Here is a 15,660-nt window from a genome sequence, read left to right on the forward strand (position 1 = left end):
TCACCGGTGTGCCGGGAAGCCTGGTCGGCGGCGCGATCTGCCGTGGCCGCGTCCAGCTCCGACCCGGAGGCAGCCGATGACCAGCCCGACGACCCGCCCGACCGACCCCTGCGCCGTGCGCACCGTGGGCCTGGGCAAGCGCTACGGCCGGACCTGGGCCGTGCAGGACCTCGACCTGCGGATCCGTCCCGGCACGGTCTTCGGCCTGCTCGGCCCCAACGGGGCGGGCAAGTCGACCACGATCCGGATGCTGCTCGGCCTGGCCCGTCCCAGCAGCGGACGCGCCGAGGTCTTCGGCGTCGACGCCGCCGACGTCGTCCGGGCGCACCGGCAGCTGGCCCACGTCCCCGCCGACGTGGCCCTGTGGCCGCACCTGAGCGGGGCGCAGGTCCTGCACCTGCTGGCCGCCACCGGCCCCGGCACCGACGAGGCCTACCGCGCCGAGCTCGTCGAGCGCTTCGCCCTGGACCCCTCGAAGCGGGCGCGCACCTACTCCACCGGCAACCGGCAGAAGGTGGCCCTGGTCGCCGCGTTCGCGACCCGCGCCCCGCTGCTGGTGCTGGTGCTGGACGAGCCGACCAGCGGCCTGGACCCGCTGGTGGAGCGGGAGTTCCACCGGGCGGTGACCTGCGCCCGGGACCGCGGCCAGACGGTGCTGCTCAGCTCGCACCGGCTCGACGAGGTCGAGGCGGTCTGCGACGAGGTCGGGATCGTGCGCGCCGGCCGGCTGGTCGAGGCCGGACCGCTGTCCCGGCTGCGGGGCCTGCACCGCACCGAGGTCAGCGCCACCTTCACCGGCCCCGCTCCCCGGCTGGCCGGGCTGCCGGGCGTGAGCGTGCTGGAGACGGCCGACCCGGTGGGCCCGCGGGCGCCGGGACGGGTCCGGTTCACCGTCAGCGGTCCCCCCGGTGCCGCGCTCGCGGCCCTGGCCGGGGCCGGGGTCAGCGCGCTGAGCGTGCACGAACCCTCGCTGGAGGAGGTCTTCCTGGACCACTACGGCGCGGGGGAGCCCGAACGCTGCGCGCCGGGCACCCGCGACGGTGCCGCCGGCACGTCCGGGAGCCTGCGGTGAGGCTCGCCGTCCCGTCCGCCCCCGCGGCGAGGGCGGTGGCGTCCCTGACGTGGCGCCAGACCCGCCGCGGCGCGCTGACGGTCCTCGCCGCGACCGCCGCGGTGTCGGCGCTCGTGGCCACCGCCCACGACCGCGTCCTGTCCGACCCCGCGGCGGTGGCCGGTCTGGCCGCGATCGCGGGCAACCCCGCCGTCGAGGTCCTGTTCGGGCGACCGGGCGACCTGACCGACGCCGGGGCGTTCACCGTGTGGCGGGTGGGAACCGTCACCGCGGTGCTGCTGGCGACCTGGGTGGTGCTGACGACCACCCGCCTGACCCGCGGGCAGGAGGAGAGCGGCCACGCCGCGCTGCTGCTGGCCGCACCGGTCACCGCGCGACAGCTGCTGCGCCGACGGCTGGCGGTGGTGGCCGCCGTCCCCGTCGCCGTCGGCGCCACCGTGAGCGCGGTGCTGACCCTGGTGGGGACCGCCGCGCGGGGGGCGCTGGTGCACGGGGCCGGGGTGGGCCTGCTGGGACTGCTCGCCCTCGCCGTGGCCGCCCTGTGCGCCCAGGTGCTCCCGACGCGGACGGCGGCCTCGGAGGCGGCCGTGCTGGCCCTCGGCGCGGGGCTGGCGCTGCGCGCCCTGGCCGACAGCGGCCCGGCGCGGGGTCCGCTGCGGTGGGTCTCACCCTTCGGGCTCCTCGAGCTCAGCGAGCCCTACGGCGCGGACCGCGCCGGGCCGCTGCTCCTCCTGGCCGGGGCCGCGGTGGCCGTCGGTGCCGCCGCGGTGGCGCTCGCGGGACGGCGGGACGTGGGGCAGGGGCTCGTCGGTCGCCGCGACCGGCGGCCCGGGGGGACGGGGCTGCTGACCTCGGTGGAGGCGTTCGCGGTGCGCCGCGCGCTGCGGCCGGCCCTGGTCTGGTCGGTGGCGATCGGGGCGTACTTCCTGCTCGTCGGCGTGCTGGCGCGCACCACGACGGACTTCCTGTCCTCCGACGCCCAGGTCGCCGCCCTGGCCGGGCGGGCCGGTTTCGGCGACCTGGCCCGGCTGGAGGGCTTCACCGCGACGCTGTTCACGCTGCTCGCCGTCCCGGTCGGCGTCTTCGCCGCGGTGCGGGTGGCCGCGCTGGCCGCCCAGGAGGCCGACGGGACGCTGACCCTGCTGCTGGCCGGGCCGCTGACCCGGCGCCGGGTGCTGCTGGCCGAGGTCGCGGTCACCGTCGCGGCGGCCGCGGTCGTGCTCGCGGTGGCCGCCCTCGCCACCTGGGGCGGGATCCGGCTCACCGGGGAGCGGGTCCCGCTGACGGCGGTGCTCGCCGGGACGGGGAACACCCTGCCCGTGGTGCTGCTGTGCGCGGGAGCCTCGGTGCTGGCCCACGGGGCGGGCGTGCGGGCGGTCGCGGCGGTGGGCTCGCTGCCGGCCACCGGGGGGTTCCTGCTGCACACCCTCGGCCAGAGCACCGGCGGGCAGGGTGCCGCCGGCCGGCTCCTGGAGCGGCTGGACGCGGTCTCGCCGTTCGCGCACACCGCGCTGGTGCCGCTGCACCCGGTGGACCGGCCGGCGGCCTCGGCGATGGTCCTCGTGGCGGCGCTGCTCACGCTGGCCGGGACCCGGTGGCTGCACCGCCGGGACCTGCGGGGCTGAGCACCGGGCGCCGGTAAGCTCTCGGCCCGCGGGGCGGTAGCTCAGTCGGTCAGAGCAGGGGACTCATAATCCCTCGGTCGTGGGTTCGAGCCCCACCCGCCCCACCGGCGCGGGTCAGTGGGACGCCTTGACCCGCAACAGCTCCAGCAGGCGCCCCCGGGACGAGGTGTTCCCGGGCAGGGCGCGGGGCGGCACCGGGCCGGCGGAGGACCGCGCGGCGCGCGGGAACGCGAACGGCCGGTCGGACGGGCCCACCACGAGGGTCGTGGCCTCGGCGGAGGGCCGGGGAACGCCGGGGATCCGGTCCTGGGTCGAGGGACGAGCAGCCATGCGGGGAGGGACCTTCCTGGGAGCGGGGACCGGCCGCGGCGGTCGTGGTCGGTCACGGACGGCGGCCACTAGAAGGTCGGGCCGGCGGGCCGGTGACGACAGCCGCTGATCGGGTGACCTCAGGGTTCCAGCGCCCGCCCCAGCGCCGCCAGGACCTGCGGCACGGTCGGTGCGCCGGCCGCCCGGAACACCTCGCGCCCGCGGTCGTCGCGGACCAGGACCGTCGGGGTGCTGGTGATCCGCTGCGCCGCGGCGAGGTCGACGTGGTCGGCGACGTCGAGCTCGGTGACGCGGGCCGCGGGCACGAGCCGGGCCGCCTCGCCGACGACGCGGCGGGCGGCGCGGCACGGGGCGCAGAACGCGGACGTGTACAGCTCGACGATCACCTGGGTGGAACGCCCGGGGGACGGCGCAGCTTCCCGCCGTCCCCGACCGGCCCGCCCCCGGTCAGCTCACAGCAGGTAGCGGTATAGCGGCTCGGTCGCCGAGATCCGCTCGAACGACGGGGGAGCGGCGTCCATCCGGGCCAGCAGCCCCGGCAGGTCGTCCCGGGACGGGATCTCGATCCCAACCAGGGCGGGCCCGAACTCCCGGTTGCTGCGCTTGACGTACTCGAACAGCGTGATGTCGTCGTCCGGGCCGAGCACCTCGTCGAGGAACCGGCGCAGGGCCCCCGGCTCCTGCGGGAACTCCACCAGGAAGTAGTGCTTGCGCCCCTCGTGGACCAGGGCGCGCTCGATGATCTCGGCGTAGCGGGAGATGTCGTTGTTCCCCCCGGACACGACCGCCACGACGCTCTGGCCGGGCTCGACCCGCACGTACCCGGCGAGGGCGGCCGTCGCCAGGGCCCCGGCGGGCTCGGCGATGATGCCGTCGGTCTGGTACATCGCGAGCATCTCGACGCAGATCGCCCCCTCGGGCACCGCGACGAGCTCCACGGGGTGCTGGGCGACGACGGCGTGCGTCACCGCGCCCACCCGCCGCACCGACGCGCCGTCTACGAACGTGTCGAGGTCGGGCAGCTCCACCGGGTGCCCCGCGGCCAGCGCCGCGGCCATCGACTGCGCGCCCTCCGGTTCCACGCCGACGACCCGCACCCGCGGGTGCCGCTCCCGGACCCAGGTCAGGACCCCGGCGAGCAGGCCGCCGCCGCCGACCGGCACGACCAGGACGTCCGGCGGGTCCTCCCCGAGGGCGGCCAGCTGCTCCACGACCTCGACGGCCACGGTGCCCTGCCCGGCCAGCGTCCGGGCGTCGTCGAAGGCCGGGACCATCGTGGCGCCGGTGCGCGCGGCATCGTCGGCGGCCGCGGCGGCGGCCTCGTCGTAGGTGTCGCCCAGGACGATCGTCTCGACGAACTCCTGGCCCAGGGCCGCGATCCGGTCGCGCTTCTGGCGCGGGGTCGTGCGCGGGACGTAGATCCGGCCCTGCACGCGCAGCGCCGCGCACGCGTACGCCAGCCCCTGCGCGTGGTTGCCCGCGCTGGCGGTGACGACCCCGCGGGCCCGCTGCCCGGCGTCGAGCTGGGAGACGAGGTTGTACGCCCCGCGCAGCTTGTAGGAGCGCACGACCTGCAGGTCCTCGCGCTTGACCCGCACGTGGGCGTCAAGCTCGGCCGACCAGCGGCTGCTGGTGGCCAGCGGGGTGCGGGTGACCACCGGGGCCAGGCGGGCGGCGGCGGCCTCGACGTCGTCGGCGATCGGGAGCGCCCCCGCGGTGGTCGGCGGGGCGGCGGTGGGCGGCGCGGCGTCGAGCGACATGGGCACGATCCTGCCCGTGCCGACGGGGTGCTGGCGACCAGGGGTCCCCCACGGCGACGACTCAACGCGGGACCCGGTACCGGGTTCCCGCTACCCGTGTGAACTGCACCACATCCGGCCCCGTGGAGCGATCCGGTGAGGTGAGGGAGTCCTATCCTCGGCGAGGCTCACCTCACCTCGTGAGCCGATCCCGACCCCAGGAGACCCCCGTGCTCGCGACGTTCGTCATCGGTCTGCGGGAAGGTCTCGAAGCCTCGCTCATCGTCGGCATCGTCTCGGCCTTCCTCGTCCAGCGCGGTGAGCGCCGGGCGTTGCGGTCCGTGTGGGCCGGGGTCGCCGCCGCCGCGGTCCTGTGCCTCGGCGTGGCCGTGGTGCTGCAGGCCGCGACCCGCTCCCTGCCCCAGCGCCAGCAGGAGCAGCTCGAGACCGTCCTCGCGCTCGTCGCGGTCGCGATGGTGACGTGGATGGTCGTGTGGACGACCCGGCACGCCCGCACGATGCGCGCCGACCTGGAGTCCTCCGCGTCGTCGGCCCTGGCGCGCGGGTCGTCGTGGGCCCTGGTCGCCATGGCCTTCCTCGCCGTCCTGCGCGAGGGGCTGGAGACGTCGGTCTTCCTGCTCGCCACCTACCAGGCCTCCGGCAGCAACGCCCAGGGCGCCGTCGGCGCCTCGCTGGGGATCGCGCTCGCCGTCGTCCTGGGCCACCTGGTCTACCGCGGCGGCGTCCGCATCGACCTCGGCCGGCTGTTCCGCGTCACCGGCGTCGTGCTCGTGCTCGTGGCGGCGGGCCTGGTGATGTCCGCCGCGCACACCGCCTACGAGGCCGGCTGGCTGCTCGCCGGCCAGCAGCGCGCCCTCGACCTCAGCGCCGTCGTCACCCCCGGCACCGTCCGCTCCGCGCTGTTCACCGGCGTCCTCGGCTGGCAGCCGCGGCCCACGGTCGCCGAGCTCGTCGGCTGGTCCGTCTACCTCGTCCCCATGCTCGTCGTCGTCCTGCGGCCCCGGGCGCAGCGCACCGCACCGCGCCGCGTCCCCGCCTGACCCGCTCCCCGCACCCCGAGAGGCCCTCCCGTGATCCGGACGTCCCGTCCCCTCCTGGCGCTCGCCACCGCGCCCCTCCTGCTGCTCGTCGCCTGCAGCGGCGGGTCCACCGCCGCCGGCGACACCTCCGGCGGCACCTCCGGCGGCGCCGACGGGGCCGTCCGCGTCACCCTCACCGACGACGGCTGCACGGCCGAGCCGAACTCCGTGCCGGCCGGCCCGGCGTCGTTCGAGATCGTGAACTCCGGGGCGAGCGCCGTGACCGAGGCCGAGCTGGTCAACTCCGGCGGCCGCATCGTCGGCGAGCGGGAGAACCTCACCCCCGGGCTGACCGGCACGTTCTCCCTCCAGCTCGAGGCGGGCGACTACACGCTGCAGTGCCCCAACGCCGCGACCGAGACCTCGCCGTTCACCGTCACCGGGTCGGCCCCCGCGAGCACCGCCGACCCGCTGTTCGCCGCCGCCACCTCCGGCTACCAGGACTACGTGCAGCAGCAGGTCGCCGACCTCGTCACCGCCACGGGCGCCTTCGCCGCCGCCGTCGAGGCCGGGGACGTCGCCCGGGCCCGGGAGCTCTACGGCCCCGCGCGCGTCCCGTACGAGCGCATCGAGCCGGTCGCCGAGAGCTTCGGCGACCTCGACCCGCGCATCGACGTCCGCATCGCCGACGTCGCCGACCCCGCGACCTGGACCGGCTTCCACCGCATCGAGCAGGCGCTGTGGGAGGGGGGCACGACCGAGGGGGTGGCCCCCGTCGCGCAGCAGCTCGTCGCCGACGTCGCCGAGCTGAACACCCTCGTCCAGACCACCGCGTACCAGCCGGCCGACCTGGCCAACGGGGCCTCCGCCCTGCTCGACGAGGTCGCCAGCTCCAAGGTCACCGGGGAGGAGGAGGCGTACTCCCACCTCGACCTGCTGGACTTCGCGGCCAACGTCGAGGGCTCGCGCACGGCGTTCGACCTGCTGACCCCGGCGCTGCAGGTCACCGACGCCGACCTGGTCACCACCATCCGGGGCCGCTTCGACGACGTCACCACCGCCCTGCAGCCGTACCGGCGCGGTGACGGGTACGCCGCGTACACCGAGCTGACCCCGGACCAGGTCAAGGACCTCGCCACCGCCGTCGACGCCCTCGCCGAACCGCTCTCGCAGGTGTCCGGCAAGGTCGTCGGCGCCGCGAACCGCTGATCGGGGCCCCGTGAGCGTCCTGCGCCCCTCCCGCCGGGGCCTGCTGACCGGCGCCGCGGTCGCCGGTGCGGCCGGCGTCGGCGCGGGCCTGAGCGCCTTCGCCGGCCGCGACGGCGGTGCCCCGGTCCCGCGGACCGTCCCCTTCCACGGGGCCCGGCAGGCCGGGATCACGACCCCGGCCCAGGACTCCCTGGTCTTCGCGGCCCTCGACGTCACGACGCGACGCGCCGGTGACCTCGCCGACGTGCTCCAGCGGTGGAGCGCCGCGGCCGCGACCATGACGACGGGCGTCCCCGTCGGCGGGCCGGGGGGCCTGGGCGGCGCGACCGACGAGCCGCCGCAGGACACCGGCGAGGCGCACGAGCTGCCGGCCGCCAACCTCACCGTGACCCTGGGGTACGGCCCGTCGCTGTTCGACTCCCGGTTCGGCCTGGCCGACCGCAGGCCCGCCGCCCTGGAGGAGCTGCCGGCGCTGCCGGGTGAGCAGCTCGACCCGACGAAGGTGGGCGGTGACCTGTGCCTGCAGGCCTGCGCCGACGACCCGCAGGTCGCCTTCCACGCCGTGCGCAACCTCGTCCGCATCGGGCGCGGCACCGTGCGCGTGCGGTGGATGCAGCTGGGGTTCGGGCGCACGTCGACGACCTCGACGGCCCAGTCCACCCCGCGCAACCTCATGGGGTTCAAGGACGGCACCGCCAACCTGCGGGCCGAGGACACCGCCGACCTCGACGAGCACGTCTGGGTCGGCGGCCGGGGCGCGCCCGCCGCCGACCAGGACTGGATGCGCGGCGGGACGTACCTCGTGGCCCGTCGCATCCGCATGCTCATCGAGGCCTGGGACCGGGCCTCGCTGGGGGAGCAGGAACGGGTCATCGGCCGGGCCAAGGAGTCCGGCGCCCCGCTGTCGGGGACGCGGGAGTTCGACGCCCTCGACCTCGCGAAGACCGTGGACGGCGAGCCCGCCATCGACGTCGCCGCGCACGTGCGCCTCGCGGCGCCGGAGACCAACGGCGGGGTGAGGATGCTGCGGCGCGGCTACTCGTACACCGACGGCCTCGACCCCGCGACGGGACAGCTCGACGCCGGGCTGTTCTTCATCGTGTTCGGCAACGACCCCCACCGGCAGTTCGTCCCCGTCCAGCGCAGGCTGGGGGCGCACGACGCGCTGACGGAGTACCTCAAGCACACCGGCTCGGGGTTGTTCGCCTGCCCGCCCGGCATCGAGCGGGGCGGCGCCTGGGGCGAGGGGCTGTTCAGCTGAAGGTGCGCCGGACCGGGAAGCGCCTCACGGCGCACGGCCGCTCGTAGCGGCTTTCATTGGGACCCGGGGCTACCGCGGCCCGACGCACCCCCATTGTAACGAGGCCCCCTCGGCGGGCCCAACCCGGCGCGTCACCCCAGCTCACCGGCGCGCCACCGGACGGCGACGTGCTCGAGCTGCTCGGCCGTCCGGACCAGCCGGGCGGCGGACCGGGTCAGCGCGGCCCCCGCGTCGTCCTCCGGCGCGATCCAGCTGGAGTCGGCGTGGTGGGCGCGGCCGATCGCCAGGACGCGGCAGAACGCGGCGGCCCGTTCCAGCGTGACGGCGAAGTCGCCCTCGGCGACGCCGGTGAGGACGGCGTCGACGACGGAGGCGACCTCCTGCGGGCCGGGCGGGTCGGCGACACCCGCGACGACCTCCAGGACGGGGGCGTGCCGACGGCCCTCGGCGTACTGCCGCGAGACGGCCACCGGCTGCCGGTGCACCCACGTCCGCAGCACGTACAGCCGCCACAGGGCGCCGGCGAGGGAGTCGGCGGGCGCGTCGGCCCACAGGTCCGCGATGACCTCCAGGCCCTCGTCCTGGGCCAGGCGGACCACGCGGCGCGTCACCTCCGCGTCCTGCGCGGAGCGGGCGCCGTGGACCAGGGCGCTGGCCGCGGCGTGCGCGGCCTCCTGCACGGCCGAGGGGTCGACGCCCCCCGCGAGGGAGACGATCGCCTGGTCCCCCGGCAGGGCCGGGCGGTGGTGGCGGCGCGACGGGGGGACGGGTTCGGGCACGGGGACGATGGTGTCACCCGCCGCCGGCGCGGTCAGCCGCGGAAGGGCGGCGGCGGGACGGCCAGCGCCGCCCGCGGGCAGTCCCGCAGCCGCAGGCCGCCGTGGCCCAGGGCCTCGTCGCACAGCGACTCCACGGTCCAGCCGAGCTGGCTGCCGAAGAGGGTGACGGTCACGCGGTAGATGGTGATCTCGTACTTCGTCGGGGTGCCGTAGGCGACGTGGACGCGGCCGATGAGCTCGGCCCCCGCGACGTTGTCCGCCCCGTGCCACGGGCGGTCGTAGCGGCTCCACAGCGACGGTCCGGCCTGCCAGACACCGCCGTTCTGCACGTCGCGCAGCGCGAGCTCGACGAGGACGGACCGGGCCGCCTCCTCGGGGACGATGGCGGCCGGCCGGATCACCTCGGAGACCTCGCCGACGGCGCCGCGGCCCGCGGCCCGGCTGGTCTGGTCGTCCACGGGGAGCCCCTTCCGGTCGTGGCGCGGCGGTCCGGCGACCGCCGCGTGCGCGTGCTGCTGGTGCCCCGGCACCGCTGCGGCGGGCGGGGGACCGTGGGTCCATCGGCGGGAGCGGGCGCCGACTTGAGCGCCCGCGACGGTGCGGTGCGGTCGGGGTGCTGGTCGCGACCGTGATCCGTAGTGCATGATGACCCCGTACGTCCAGCACGTCGTGCAGTCGAGCATCACCGCCAGTCGTCCGCGGTTCGTGAGGTCGTTGGGGAAGACGTCCCTCACAACCCCGCAGAAGGAGACAGGCGTGTCCGGTGCGACGACCCGCGGTGTGCTCTTCGTGCACTCCGCACCGCGAGCGCTCGTCCCTCACATCGAGTGGGCTGCCGGCGGTGTCCTCGGCGTGCGTGCGTCCTTCGACTGGACGAGCCAGCCGGTCGCCCCGGGCTGCCTGCGCGCCGAGCACTCCTGGCAGGCGCCGCAGGGCACCGGAGCCCTCATCGCCTCCGCGCTGCGCGGCTGGTCGCACCTGCGCTTCGAGGTCACCGAGGAACCGTCCCAGGGCTGCGACGGGGGCCGCTGGAGCCACACCCCCGCCCTGGGCATCTTCCACGCCGCCACCGACGTCCACGGCAACGTCCAGGTGCCCGAGGACCGCGTCCACGCGGCCATGGAGCTGCTCAGCCACGGCGACGCCGCCGGGGCCCGCCGCGCCCTGGCGCTCGCCGTCGGCGAGGCCTGGGACTGCGAGCTGGAGGCGTTCCGCCACGCCGGGGACGACACCCCCGTGCGCTGGCTGCACCAGGTCGGCTGAGCGGCCGGCCCGCCCGCCACGCAGCGCGCCCCCGCCCCGGGGAACCGGGGACGGGGGCGCGCTCGCGTCGGGCGGCGGCTCAGCGGGAGGCGAACACCGCGCTGACGTTGTGACCGCCGAAGCCGAAGGCGTTGTTCACGCCGACGAGCTGCCCGGTCGCGGGCAGCGGACGCGGGTCCTTGCGCACCACGTCGAGCGTGATCTCCGGGTCGAGGTCGTCGACGTTGATCGTCGGCGGCGCCAGCCGGTCGCGCAGGGCGAGGATCGTGAAGATGCTCTCGACCGCCCCGGCGGCCCCCAGCAGGTGACCGGTCATCGACTTCGTCGAGGACACCGCGATGTCGTCGACGGCGTCGCCCAGGGCCAGCCGCAGCCCCTTGTCCTCGGCGATGTCCCCGACCGGGGTGGAGGTGGCGTGCGCGTTGACGTGCGCGACGTCCGCGGGCGTCAGCCCCGCCTGGGCCAGGCCGTCCAGGATGGCCCGGCTCACCCCCGCGCCCTCGGGCTCGGGCGCCGCGACGTGGTAGGCGTCGGCCGACAGGCCCGTCCCCAGCACGTCGGCGTACACGCGGGCCCCGCGCGCCCGCGCGTGCTCCTCCGACTCCAGGACCAGGATCCCCGCGCCCTCGCCGAGCACGAACCCGTCGCGGCCGGTGTCGAAGGGCCGGGACGCCCGCTCGGGGTCCTCGTTGCGCTTCGACATGGCGTGCATCGAGGTGAACGACGCGATCGGCAGCGGGTGGATCGCGGCCTCGGTGCCGCCGCAGATGACGATGTCGGCGCGCCCGGAACGGATCATCTCGGCGCCGTAGGCGATGGCCTCGGCCCCCGAGGCGCACGCGCTGACGGGGGTGTGCGCCCCGGCCCGCGCGGTGAACTCGATGCTGATGGCCGCGGTCGGGCCGTTGGCCATCAGCATCGGCACCGTCAGGGGCAGGACGCGGCGCGAGCCCTTCTCCTTGAGCGTGTCGTACGCGGTCAGGAGGGTCCAGATGCCGCCGATGCCGGTCGCGACGACCGAACCCAGGCGCAGCGGGTCCACCTCGGGGGACCCGGCGTCGGCCCAGGCCTCCCGGGCGGCGATGACCGCGAACTGCTGGGAGGGGTCCAGCCGCTTGATCTCGCGCCGCTCCAGCACGCTGTCGGCGCGCACGGCGGCCTGGGCGGCGAACGACACGGGCAGGTCGAACTGGTGGATCCAGTCGTCGGTGATGGGACGCGCGCCGGAACGGCCGGCGAGCGCGTTCTCCCAGCTGGTGGGGACGTCGCCGCCGAGCGGTGTCGTGGCGCCCAGCCCGGTGACGACGACGCGGCGCGACGAGGTCGTCGCGGTCGACGGGGTCGACGGGGTCGTGGTCATGGTCGGTCAGCTCCTCCTGGAACTCAGACGGCGAAGGGGTGGTGCGGGGTGGCCGGCCCGCGAGCGCGGGCCGGCCGGGTGCCCGGTCGGGTCAGCCCTGGGCCTGCGAGATGTAGGCGACGGCGTCGCCCACGGTGCGCAGGTTCTTGACGTCCTCGTCGGGGATGCGGACGGAGAACTTCTCCTCCGCGTTGACGACGATCGTCATCATCGACAGCGAGTCGATGTCGAGGTCGTCGGTGAACGACTTGTCCGCGAGGACGCTGTCGGTGGGCAGGCCCGTCTCCTCGTTGACGATCTCGGCGAGACCGCTGAGGATCTCCTGCTCACTGGCCATGCGTGGCTCCTCCATGTGGACGGCGGCCCGTCGGGGACCGCCGGAACGACCTGACCGCGGTTCACGGCCAGGAGACAGCCCGGCTACGGGAGCCGGACGACCTGGGCGGCGTAGGACAGGCCCGCGCCGTAACCGATCAGCAGCGCCAGACCACCGGCGGGGGCGTCCCCGTCGGCCATCGCGCGCTCGAGCGCCAGCGGGATCGAGGCCGCGGACGTGTTGCCCGAGTCCACGATGTCCCGGGCGATGTGGACGGTGTCGGGCAGCTTGAGCTGCTTGACCATCGCGTCGATGATCCGCGCGTTGGCCTGGTGGGGGACGAACACGTCGATGTCCTGCGCCTGGACGCCGGCCGCGTCGAGGGCGGCCTGGGCGACGGGGGCCATCTGCCAGACGGCCCAGCGGAAGACCGACTGCCCCTGCTGCTCCAGGTAGGGCCAGCGCTCGACGTCACCGACCTCGGCGGGGTCCTCGGCGGCCAGGGCCGCGTCGGTCGCGGGGGTCCGCAGGTCCGTCCAGGGGAACTTCGAGCGGATCAGGTCGGCCTGGCCGCCGTCGGACCCCCACACCGTGGGGCCCACGCCGGCCTCCTCGGCGCGGCCGACGACGACGGCCCCGGCGCCGTCGGCGAACAGGAACGCCGTGGAGCGGTCGTGCTTGTCGGTGAAGTCGGACAGCTTCTCCGCGCCGACGACCAGCACGTTGCGCGCGGTGCCCCCGCGCACCAGGTCGGCGGCCAGGGCGATGCCGTGGCAGAACCCGGCGCAGCCGGCCGAGACGTCGAAGGCGGCCGCCGGCGTCGCGCCGAGGCGGTGGGCGACCACGGCCGCGGCCGCCGGGGTCTGGTACGGGTGGGAGACCGTGGCGAGGATGACGGCGTCGACGTCGGAGCCGCCGAGCCCGGCCGCGGCCAGCGCCTTGGCCCCCGCGTCCTCGCTCATGTCGACCACCGAGACGTCCGGCGCGGCCCAGCGGCGGGTCCGGATGCCGGTGCGCTGCTGGATCCACTCGTCGGAGGAGTCGATCCAGGTGCACACCTCCTCGTTGTCGATGATGCGCGGCGGTCGGTGCGCGCCGACGCCGAGGACGGCGGCCTGGTGGGTCGCAGCGGTCTTGATCGCGGTCACAGGACGGCCTCCGTCGTGGTCAGCGTGGCGGCCCGGCCACCGTGGTCGGCGATCATCGCGCGGGCCCTGTCGAGGTCGTCGGGCGTCTTCAGCGCCAGGACCTCCACACCCTTCAGTGTGCGCTTGGCCAGGTTGGTCAACGTACCCGCGGGGGGCACCTCGATCAGCCCGGTGACGCCCAGGCGCGCGAAGGCGTCGGTCACCAGGTCCCAGCGCACCGGCCGGGAGACCTGCGCGACCAGGCGCCGCAGGAACTGCGCGCCGTCGGTGACGAGCTCGCCGTCGGCGTTGGCGGCGATCGGCACGGCGGCGGTGCCGGGGTCGATCCCGGCCGCCAGCTGCTCCAGCGCGCCGACCGCGGGGGCCATGTGCTCGGTGTGGAAGGCGCCGGCGACCTGCAGCGGGATCACGCGGGCCCTGGCCGGCGGGTCCGCGGCCAGGGCGGCGAGAGCCTCCAGGGTGCCGGCGGCGACGACCTGGCCCCCGCCGTTGGCGTTGGCCGGGGTCAGCCCCAGCGCCGCCAGCTTCGCGCCGACCTCCTCGCCGTCCCCGCCGAGGACGGCGCTCATCCCGGTCGGGGAGGCGGCGGCGGCCGCGGCCATCCCGCGCCCGCGCTCGCGCACCAGCACCAGGGCCTGCTCGGGACTGAGGGCACCGGCGGCGGCCGCGGCGGTCAGCTCGCCGACGGAGTGGCCGGCGACCGCGCCGACCCGGCCGGCCAGGTCGGCGGGGGAGGCGAACAGCTCGCGCAGCCCCAGCAGACCCGCGGCGACGATGAGCGGCTGGGCGACGGCCGTGTCGCGCAGGGTGTCGGCGTCGGAGACCGTGCCGTGGGCGGTCAGGTCCTCACCCACGACGGCCGAGGCCCACCGCAACCGGTCCGCGACACCCGGCACGTCGAGCCAGGGGGCGAGGAAGCCGGGCGACTGGGAGCCCTGGCCGGGGAAGACGAGAACGAGCACCGGCTCAGACTGCCCTCCGCGGCCCGCCGGGGGCGGTCACGACGCTCACCGACTTCGCGCGTGTCCCTTGTAGGGATCCTCCAACCCCGAGGGCGCTCGGGCTCCGGCGAGCAGTCACCGGTGGTGGACGCTCAGTGCGGATCGGTGCCGGTGCCCCGCCGGGGCGCGGGAGTCCCTTCGGCCCGCGGACCCGGCACGGCCTGCGACAACCGGCCCAGCGCCAGCGCCGTCTGGAGCACGAAGCGCTCCCGCGGCGCCGACGGCGTCCAGCCCGACACCTCCGCCACCCTCCGCAAGCGGTAGCGCACCGTGTTGGCGTGGACGAACAGCGACCGCGCGCACGCCTCCAGCGACCCGCCGTGCGCCAGGTAGGCCGTCAGCGTCTCCAGCAGCGCCCCGCCGGCCTCCACGAGCGGCACGTAGGCGCGGTCGACCAGGGCCCGGCGCGCCGTCGCGTCCCCCGACAGGGCCCGCTCGGGCAGCAGGTCGTCGGCCAGCACCGGGCGCGGCGCCTCCGGCCACGCGCGCGCCGCGACCACCCCCGCCTGGGCCGCGCGCGCCGAGCGCGCCGCCACCGGCAGGCTGCCCACGGTCGGACCGACGACCACCGGCCCCGGCCCGAACTCCGTCCGGGTCAGCAGGTCCGCCGTCGCCAGCACGTCCAGCGCCCCCGACAGCACGACGACCAGCCGGTCGCCCTGGACGCCCACGAGCGCCTCCCCGCCGGCCTCGCGGGCCAGGGACCGCACCCGCGCCACCACCCCGGCCGAGGTCCGGTCCCCCGAGGGGCCGATGACGACCGCCGTCGGCGCGTCCAGCGTCCAGCCCAGCGCCGCGGCCCGGGAGGCGATGGTGTCCTCCCCGTCCCCGCGCAGCACCGCGTCGACGACCAGCGCCTCCAGCCGCGCGTCCCACGCCCCGCGCGCCTCGGCGGCCCGCGCGTAGACCGCGGCCGCCGCGAAGGCGACCTCGCGGGAGTACCGCAGCAGCGCCTCGCGCGCCACGACCTGCTCGGCGGGGTCGCCGTCGCCGACGACGGCGTCCAGCCCCTCCTCGACGACCGTGATCGCCGTCCGGACCAGCTCCACGGTCTGCTCCAGCGTCACCGACCGCATCAGCTCCTGCGGCGCGGTGCCGAAGACGGCCGTCCCGGCCAGCACGTCGGGGTCCGGTTCGGACAGCCACCGCAGGAAGTCGCCGAAACCGGCCTGCGCGACCAGCCCCACCCACGACCGCTCGTCGGCCGGCAGCGCCGCGTACCAGGGGTGGGCGGCGTCCATCCGCGCCGCGATGGCCGAGGCGAAGGAGGCCTGGGCCTGCTCCAGGCGTCGGACCGTCGCGGGCGACAGGTCGGTCCGCTCGTCTGGCACCCCGCGAGCGTAGGGGGTCGGCGGGCCCCGGGCCGGGGCCGGACGGCCCACGTCGCCCGTCCGCACCGGGGCCGCGACCGGGTGACCCGCCGCAGGAGCCGCGCCGGGCCCTGCGCGGGGGTCCTGCGCGGGGGTCCGGCGCGGACGCGCGGACGGCCGCCCGGGGACGGTGGACCCACCGTCCCC

The 15,660-nt window shown here is 76.4% G+C and carries 16 protein-coding genes and 1 tRNA gene; 7 read left to right on the forward strand and 10 right to left on the reverse strand.

From position 1 onward, the window contains the following. Positions 1 to 76 precede the first annotated feature (76 nt). The 3 genes from ACRYRX_RS18270 (at position 77) to ACRYRX_RS18280 (ending at position 2,801) form a co-directional block, all read left to right on the forward strand. Positions 77 to 1,072 carry an ABC transporter ATP-binding protein gene (locus tag ACRYRX_RS18270; RefSeq protein WP_432514125.1) on the forward strand — a complete coding sequence of 332 codons (996 nt, stop codon included), beginning with the start codon at positions 77 to 79 and terminating at the stop codon, positions 1,070 to 1,072. Then, positions 1,069 to 2,697 (forward strand): polyketide antibiotic transporter, encoded by a 1,629-nt coding sequence (locus tag ACRYRX_RS18275; RefSeq protein WP_432514127.1) that lies wholly within the window; start codon positions 1,069 to 1,071, stop codon positions 2,695 to 2,697. The genes ACRYRX_RS18270 and ACRYRX_RS18275 overlap by 4 nt, the downstream gene beginning before the upstream one ends. Positions 2,698 to 2,727: 30 nt before the next feature. Then, positions 2,728 to 2,801 (forward strand) — tRNA-Ile (locus ACRYRX_RS18280). A gap of 10 nt (positions 2,802 to 2,811) precedes the next feature. Here ACRYRX_RS18280 and ACRYRX_RS18285 read toward each other — a convergent pair. From ACRYRX_RS18285 to ilvA, 3 genes are all read right to left on the reverse strand, one after another. Beyond that, entirely contained in the window at positions 2,812 to 3,027 is a 216-nt protein-coding gene (locus ACRYRX_RS18285) for a hypothetical protein (protein WP_432514128.1), read from the reverse strand. 119 nt (positions 3,028 to 3,146) lie between these two features. Beyond that, positions 3,147 to 3,413 (reverse strand): thioredoxin family protein, encoded by a 267-nt coding sequence (locus ACRYRX_RS18290; protein ID WP_432514130.1) that lies wholly within the window; start codon positions 3,411 to 3,413, stop codon positions 3,147 to 3,149. Positions 3,414 to 3,479: 66 nt separating this feature from the next. Continuing rightward, positions 3,480 to 4,787 (reverse strand): threonine ammonia-lyase IlvA, encoded by a 1,308-nt coding sequence (gene ilvA, locus ACRYRX_RS18295; protein WP_432514132.1) that lies wholly within the window; start codon positions 4,785 to 4,787, stop codon positions 3,480 to 3,482. Between the two features lie 209 nt (positions 4,788 to 4,996). Between ilvA and efeU the strand changes: the two genes are divergently transcribed. From efeU to efeB, 3 genes are read left to right on the forward strand one after another with little or no spacing between them, the layout of a single operon-like run. After that, entirely contained in the window at positions 4,997 to 5,827 is an 831-nt protein-coding gene (efeU, locus tag ACRYRX_RS18300; RefSeq protein WP_432514135.1) for an iron uptake transporter permease EfeU, read from the forward strand. Positions 5,828 to 5,857: 30 nt separating this feature from the next. Beyond that, positions 5,858 to 7,015: an iron uptake system protein EfeO gene (gene efeO / locus ACRYRX_RS18305; protein WP_432514137.1), complete on the forward strand. Its 1,158-nt coding sequence runs from the start codon at positions 5,858 to 5,860 to the stop codon at positions 7,013 to 7,015. 19 nt (positions 7,016 to 7,034) lie between these two features. Beyond that, a complete protein-coding gene (efeB, locus tag ACRYRX_RS18310; RefSeq protein ID WP_432514161.1) occupies positions 7,035 to 8,276 on the forward strand; it encodes an iron uptake transporter deferrochelatase/peroxidase subunit in 1,242 nt (413 codons plus the stop codon). A 131-nt stretch (positions 8,277 to 8,407) separates the two neighbouring features. Here the strand turns inward: efeB and ACRYRX_RS18315 are convergent, their stop codons facing one another. After that, on the reverse strand, positions 8,408 to 9,055 hold the full coding sequence (locus tag ACRYRX_RS18315) for a hypothetical protein (protein ID WP_432514140.1): 648 nt from the start codon (positions 9,053 to 9,055) through the stop codon (positions 8,408 to 8,410). Between the two features lie 32 nt (positions 9,056 to 9,087). Beyond that, positions 9,088 to 9,513: a hypothetical protein gene (locus ACRYRX_RS18320; protein ID WP_432514143.1), complete on the reverse strand. Its 426-nt coding sequence runs from the start codon at positions 9,511 to 9,513 to the stop codon at positions 9,088 to 9,090. A gap of 298 nt (positions 9,514 to 9,811) precedes the next feature. Here ACRYRX_RS18320 and ACRYRX_RS18325 point away from each other — a divergent pair, with 298 nt between their 5' ends. Next, positions 9,812 to 10,318, forward strand: a complete 507-nt coding sequence (locus ACRYRX_RS18325; RefSeq protein WP_432514146.1) for a DUF3145 domain-containing protein — start codon at positions 9,812 to 9,814, stop codon at positions 10,316 to 10,318. Positions 10,319 to 10,397: 79 nt separating this feature from the next. On the opposite strand, the gene fabF is transcribed toward ACRYRX_RS18325, so the two are convergent. The 5 genes from fabF to ACRYRX_RS18350 form a co-directional block, all read right to left on the reverse strand. After that, positions 10,398 to 11,678, reverse strand: a complete 1,281-nt coding sequence (gene fabF, locus ACRYRX_RS18330; protein ID WP_432514147.1) for a beta-ketoacyl-ACP synthase II — start codon at positions 11,676 to 11,678, stop codon at positions 10,398 to 10,400. Positions 11,679 to 11,769: 91 nt separating this feature from the next. Then, positions 11,770 to 12,015: an acyl carrier protein gene (locus tag ACRYRX_RS18335; RefSeq protein WP_012086932.1), complete on the reverse strand. Its 246-nt coding sequence runs from the start codon at positions 12,013 to 12,015 to the stop codon at positions 11,770 to 11,772. A gap of 83 nt (positions 12,016 to 12,098) precedes the next feature. Next, the gene (locus tag ACRYRX_RS18340) at positions 12,099 to 13,142 is read right to left on the reverse strand and encodes a beta-ketoacyl-ACP synthase III (RefSeq protein ID WP_432514151.1); all 1,044 of its coding nucleotides are present in this window, start codon (positions 13,140 to 13,142) and stop codon (positions 12,099 to 12,101) included. Further along, a complete protein-coding gene (locus ACRYRX_RS18345; protein ID WP_432514153.1) occupies positions 13,139 to 14,104 on the reverse strand; it encodes an ACP S-malonyltransferase in 966 nt (321 codons plus the stop codon). Before ACRYRX_RS18345 ends, ACRYRX_RS18340 begins: the two co-directional genes overlap by 4 nt. A 131-nt stretch (positions 14,105 to 14,235) precedes the next feature. Next, positions 14,236 to 15,474 carry a PucR family transcriptional regulator gene (locus tag ACRYRX_RS18350; RefSeq protein WP_432514155.1) on the reverse strand — a complete coding sequence of 413 codons (1,239 nt, stop codon included), beginning with the start codon at positions 15,472 to 15,474 and terminating at the stop codon, positions 14,236 to 14,238. Positions 15,475 to 15,660 lie beyond the last annotated feature (186 nt).

Origin of the sequence: Kineococcus lubricus, from assembly GCF_050871965.1 — a bacterium.
Taxonomy (GTDB): domain Bacteria; phylum Actinomycetota; class Actinomycetes; order Actinomycetales; family Kineococcaceae; genus Kineococcus.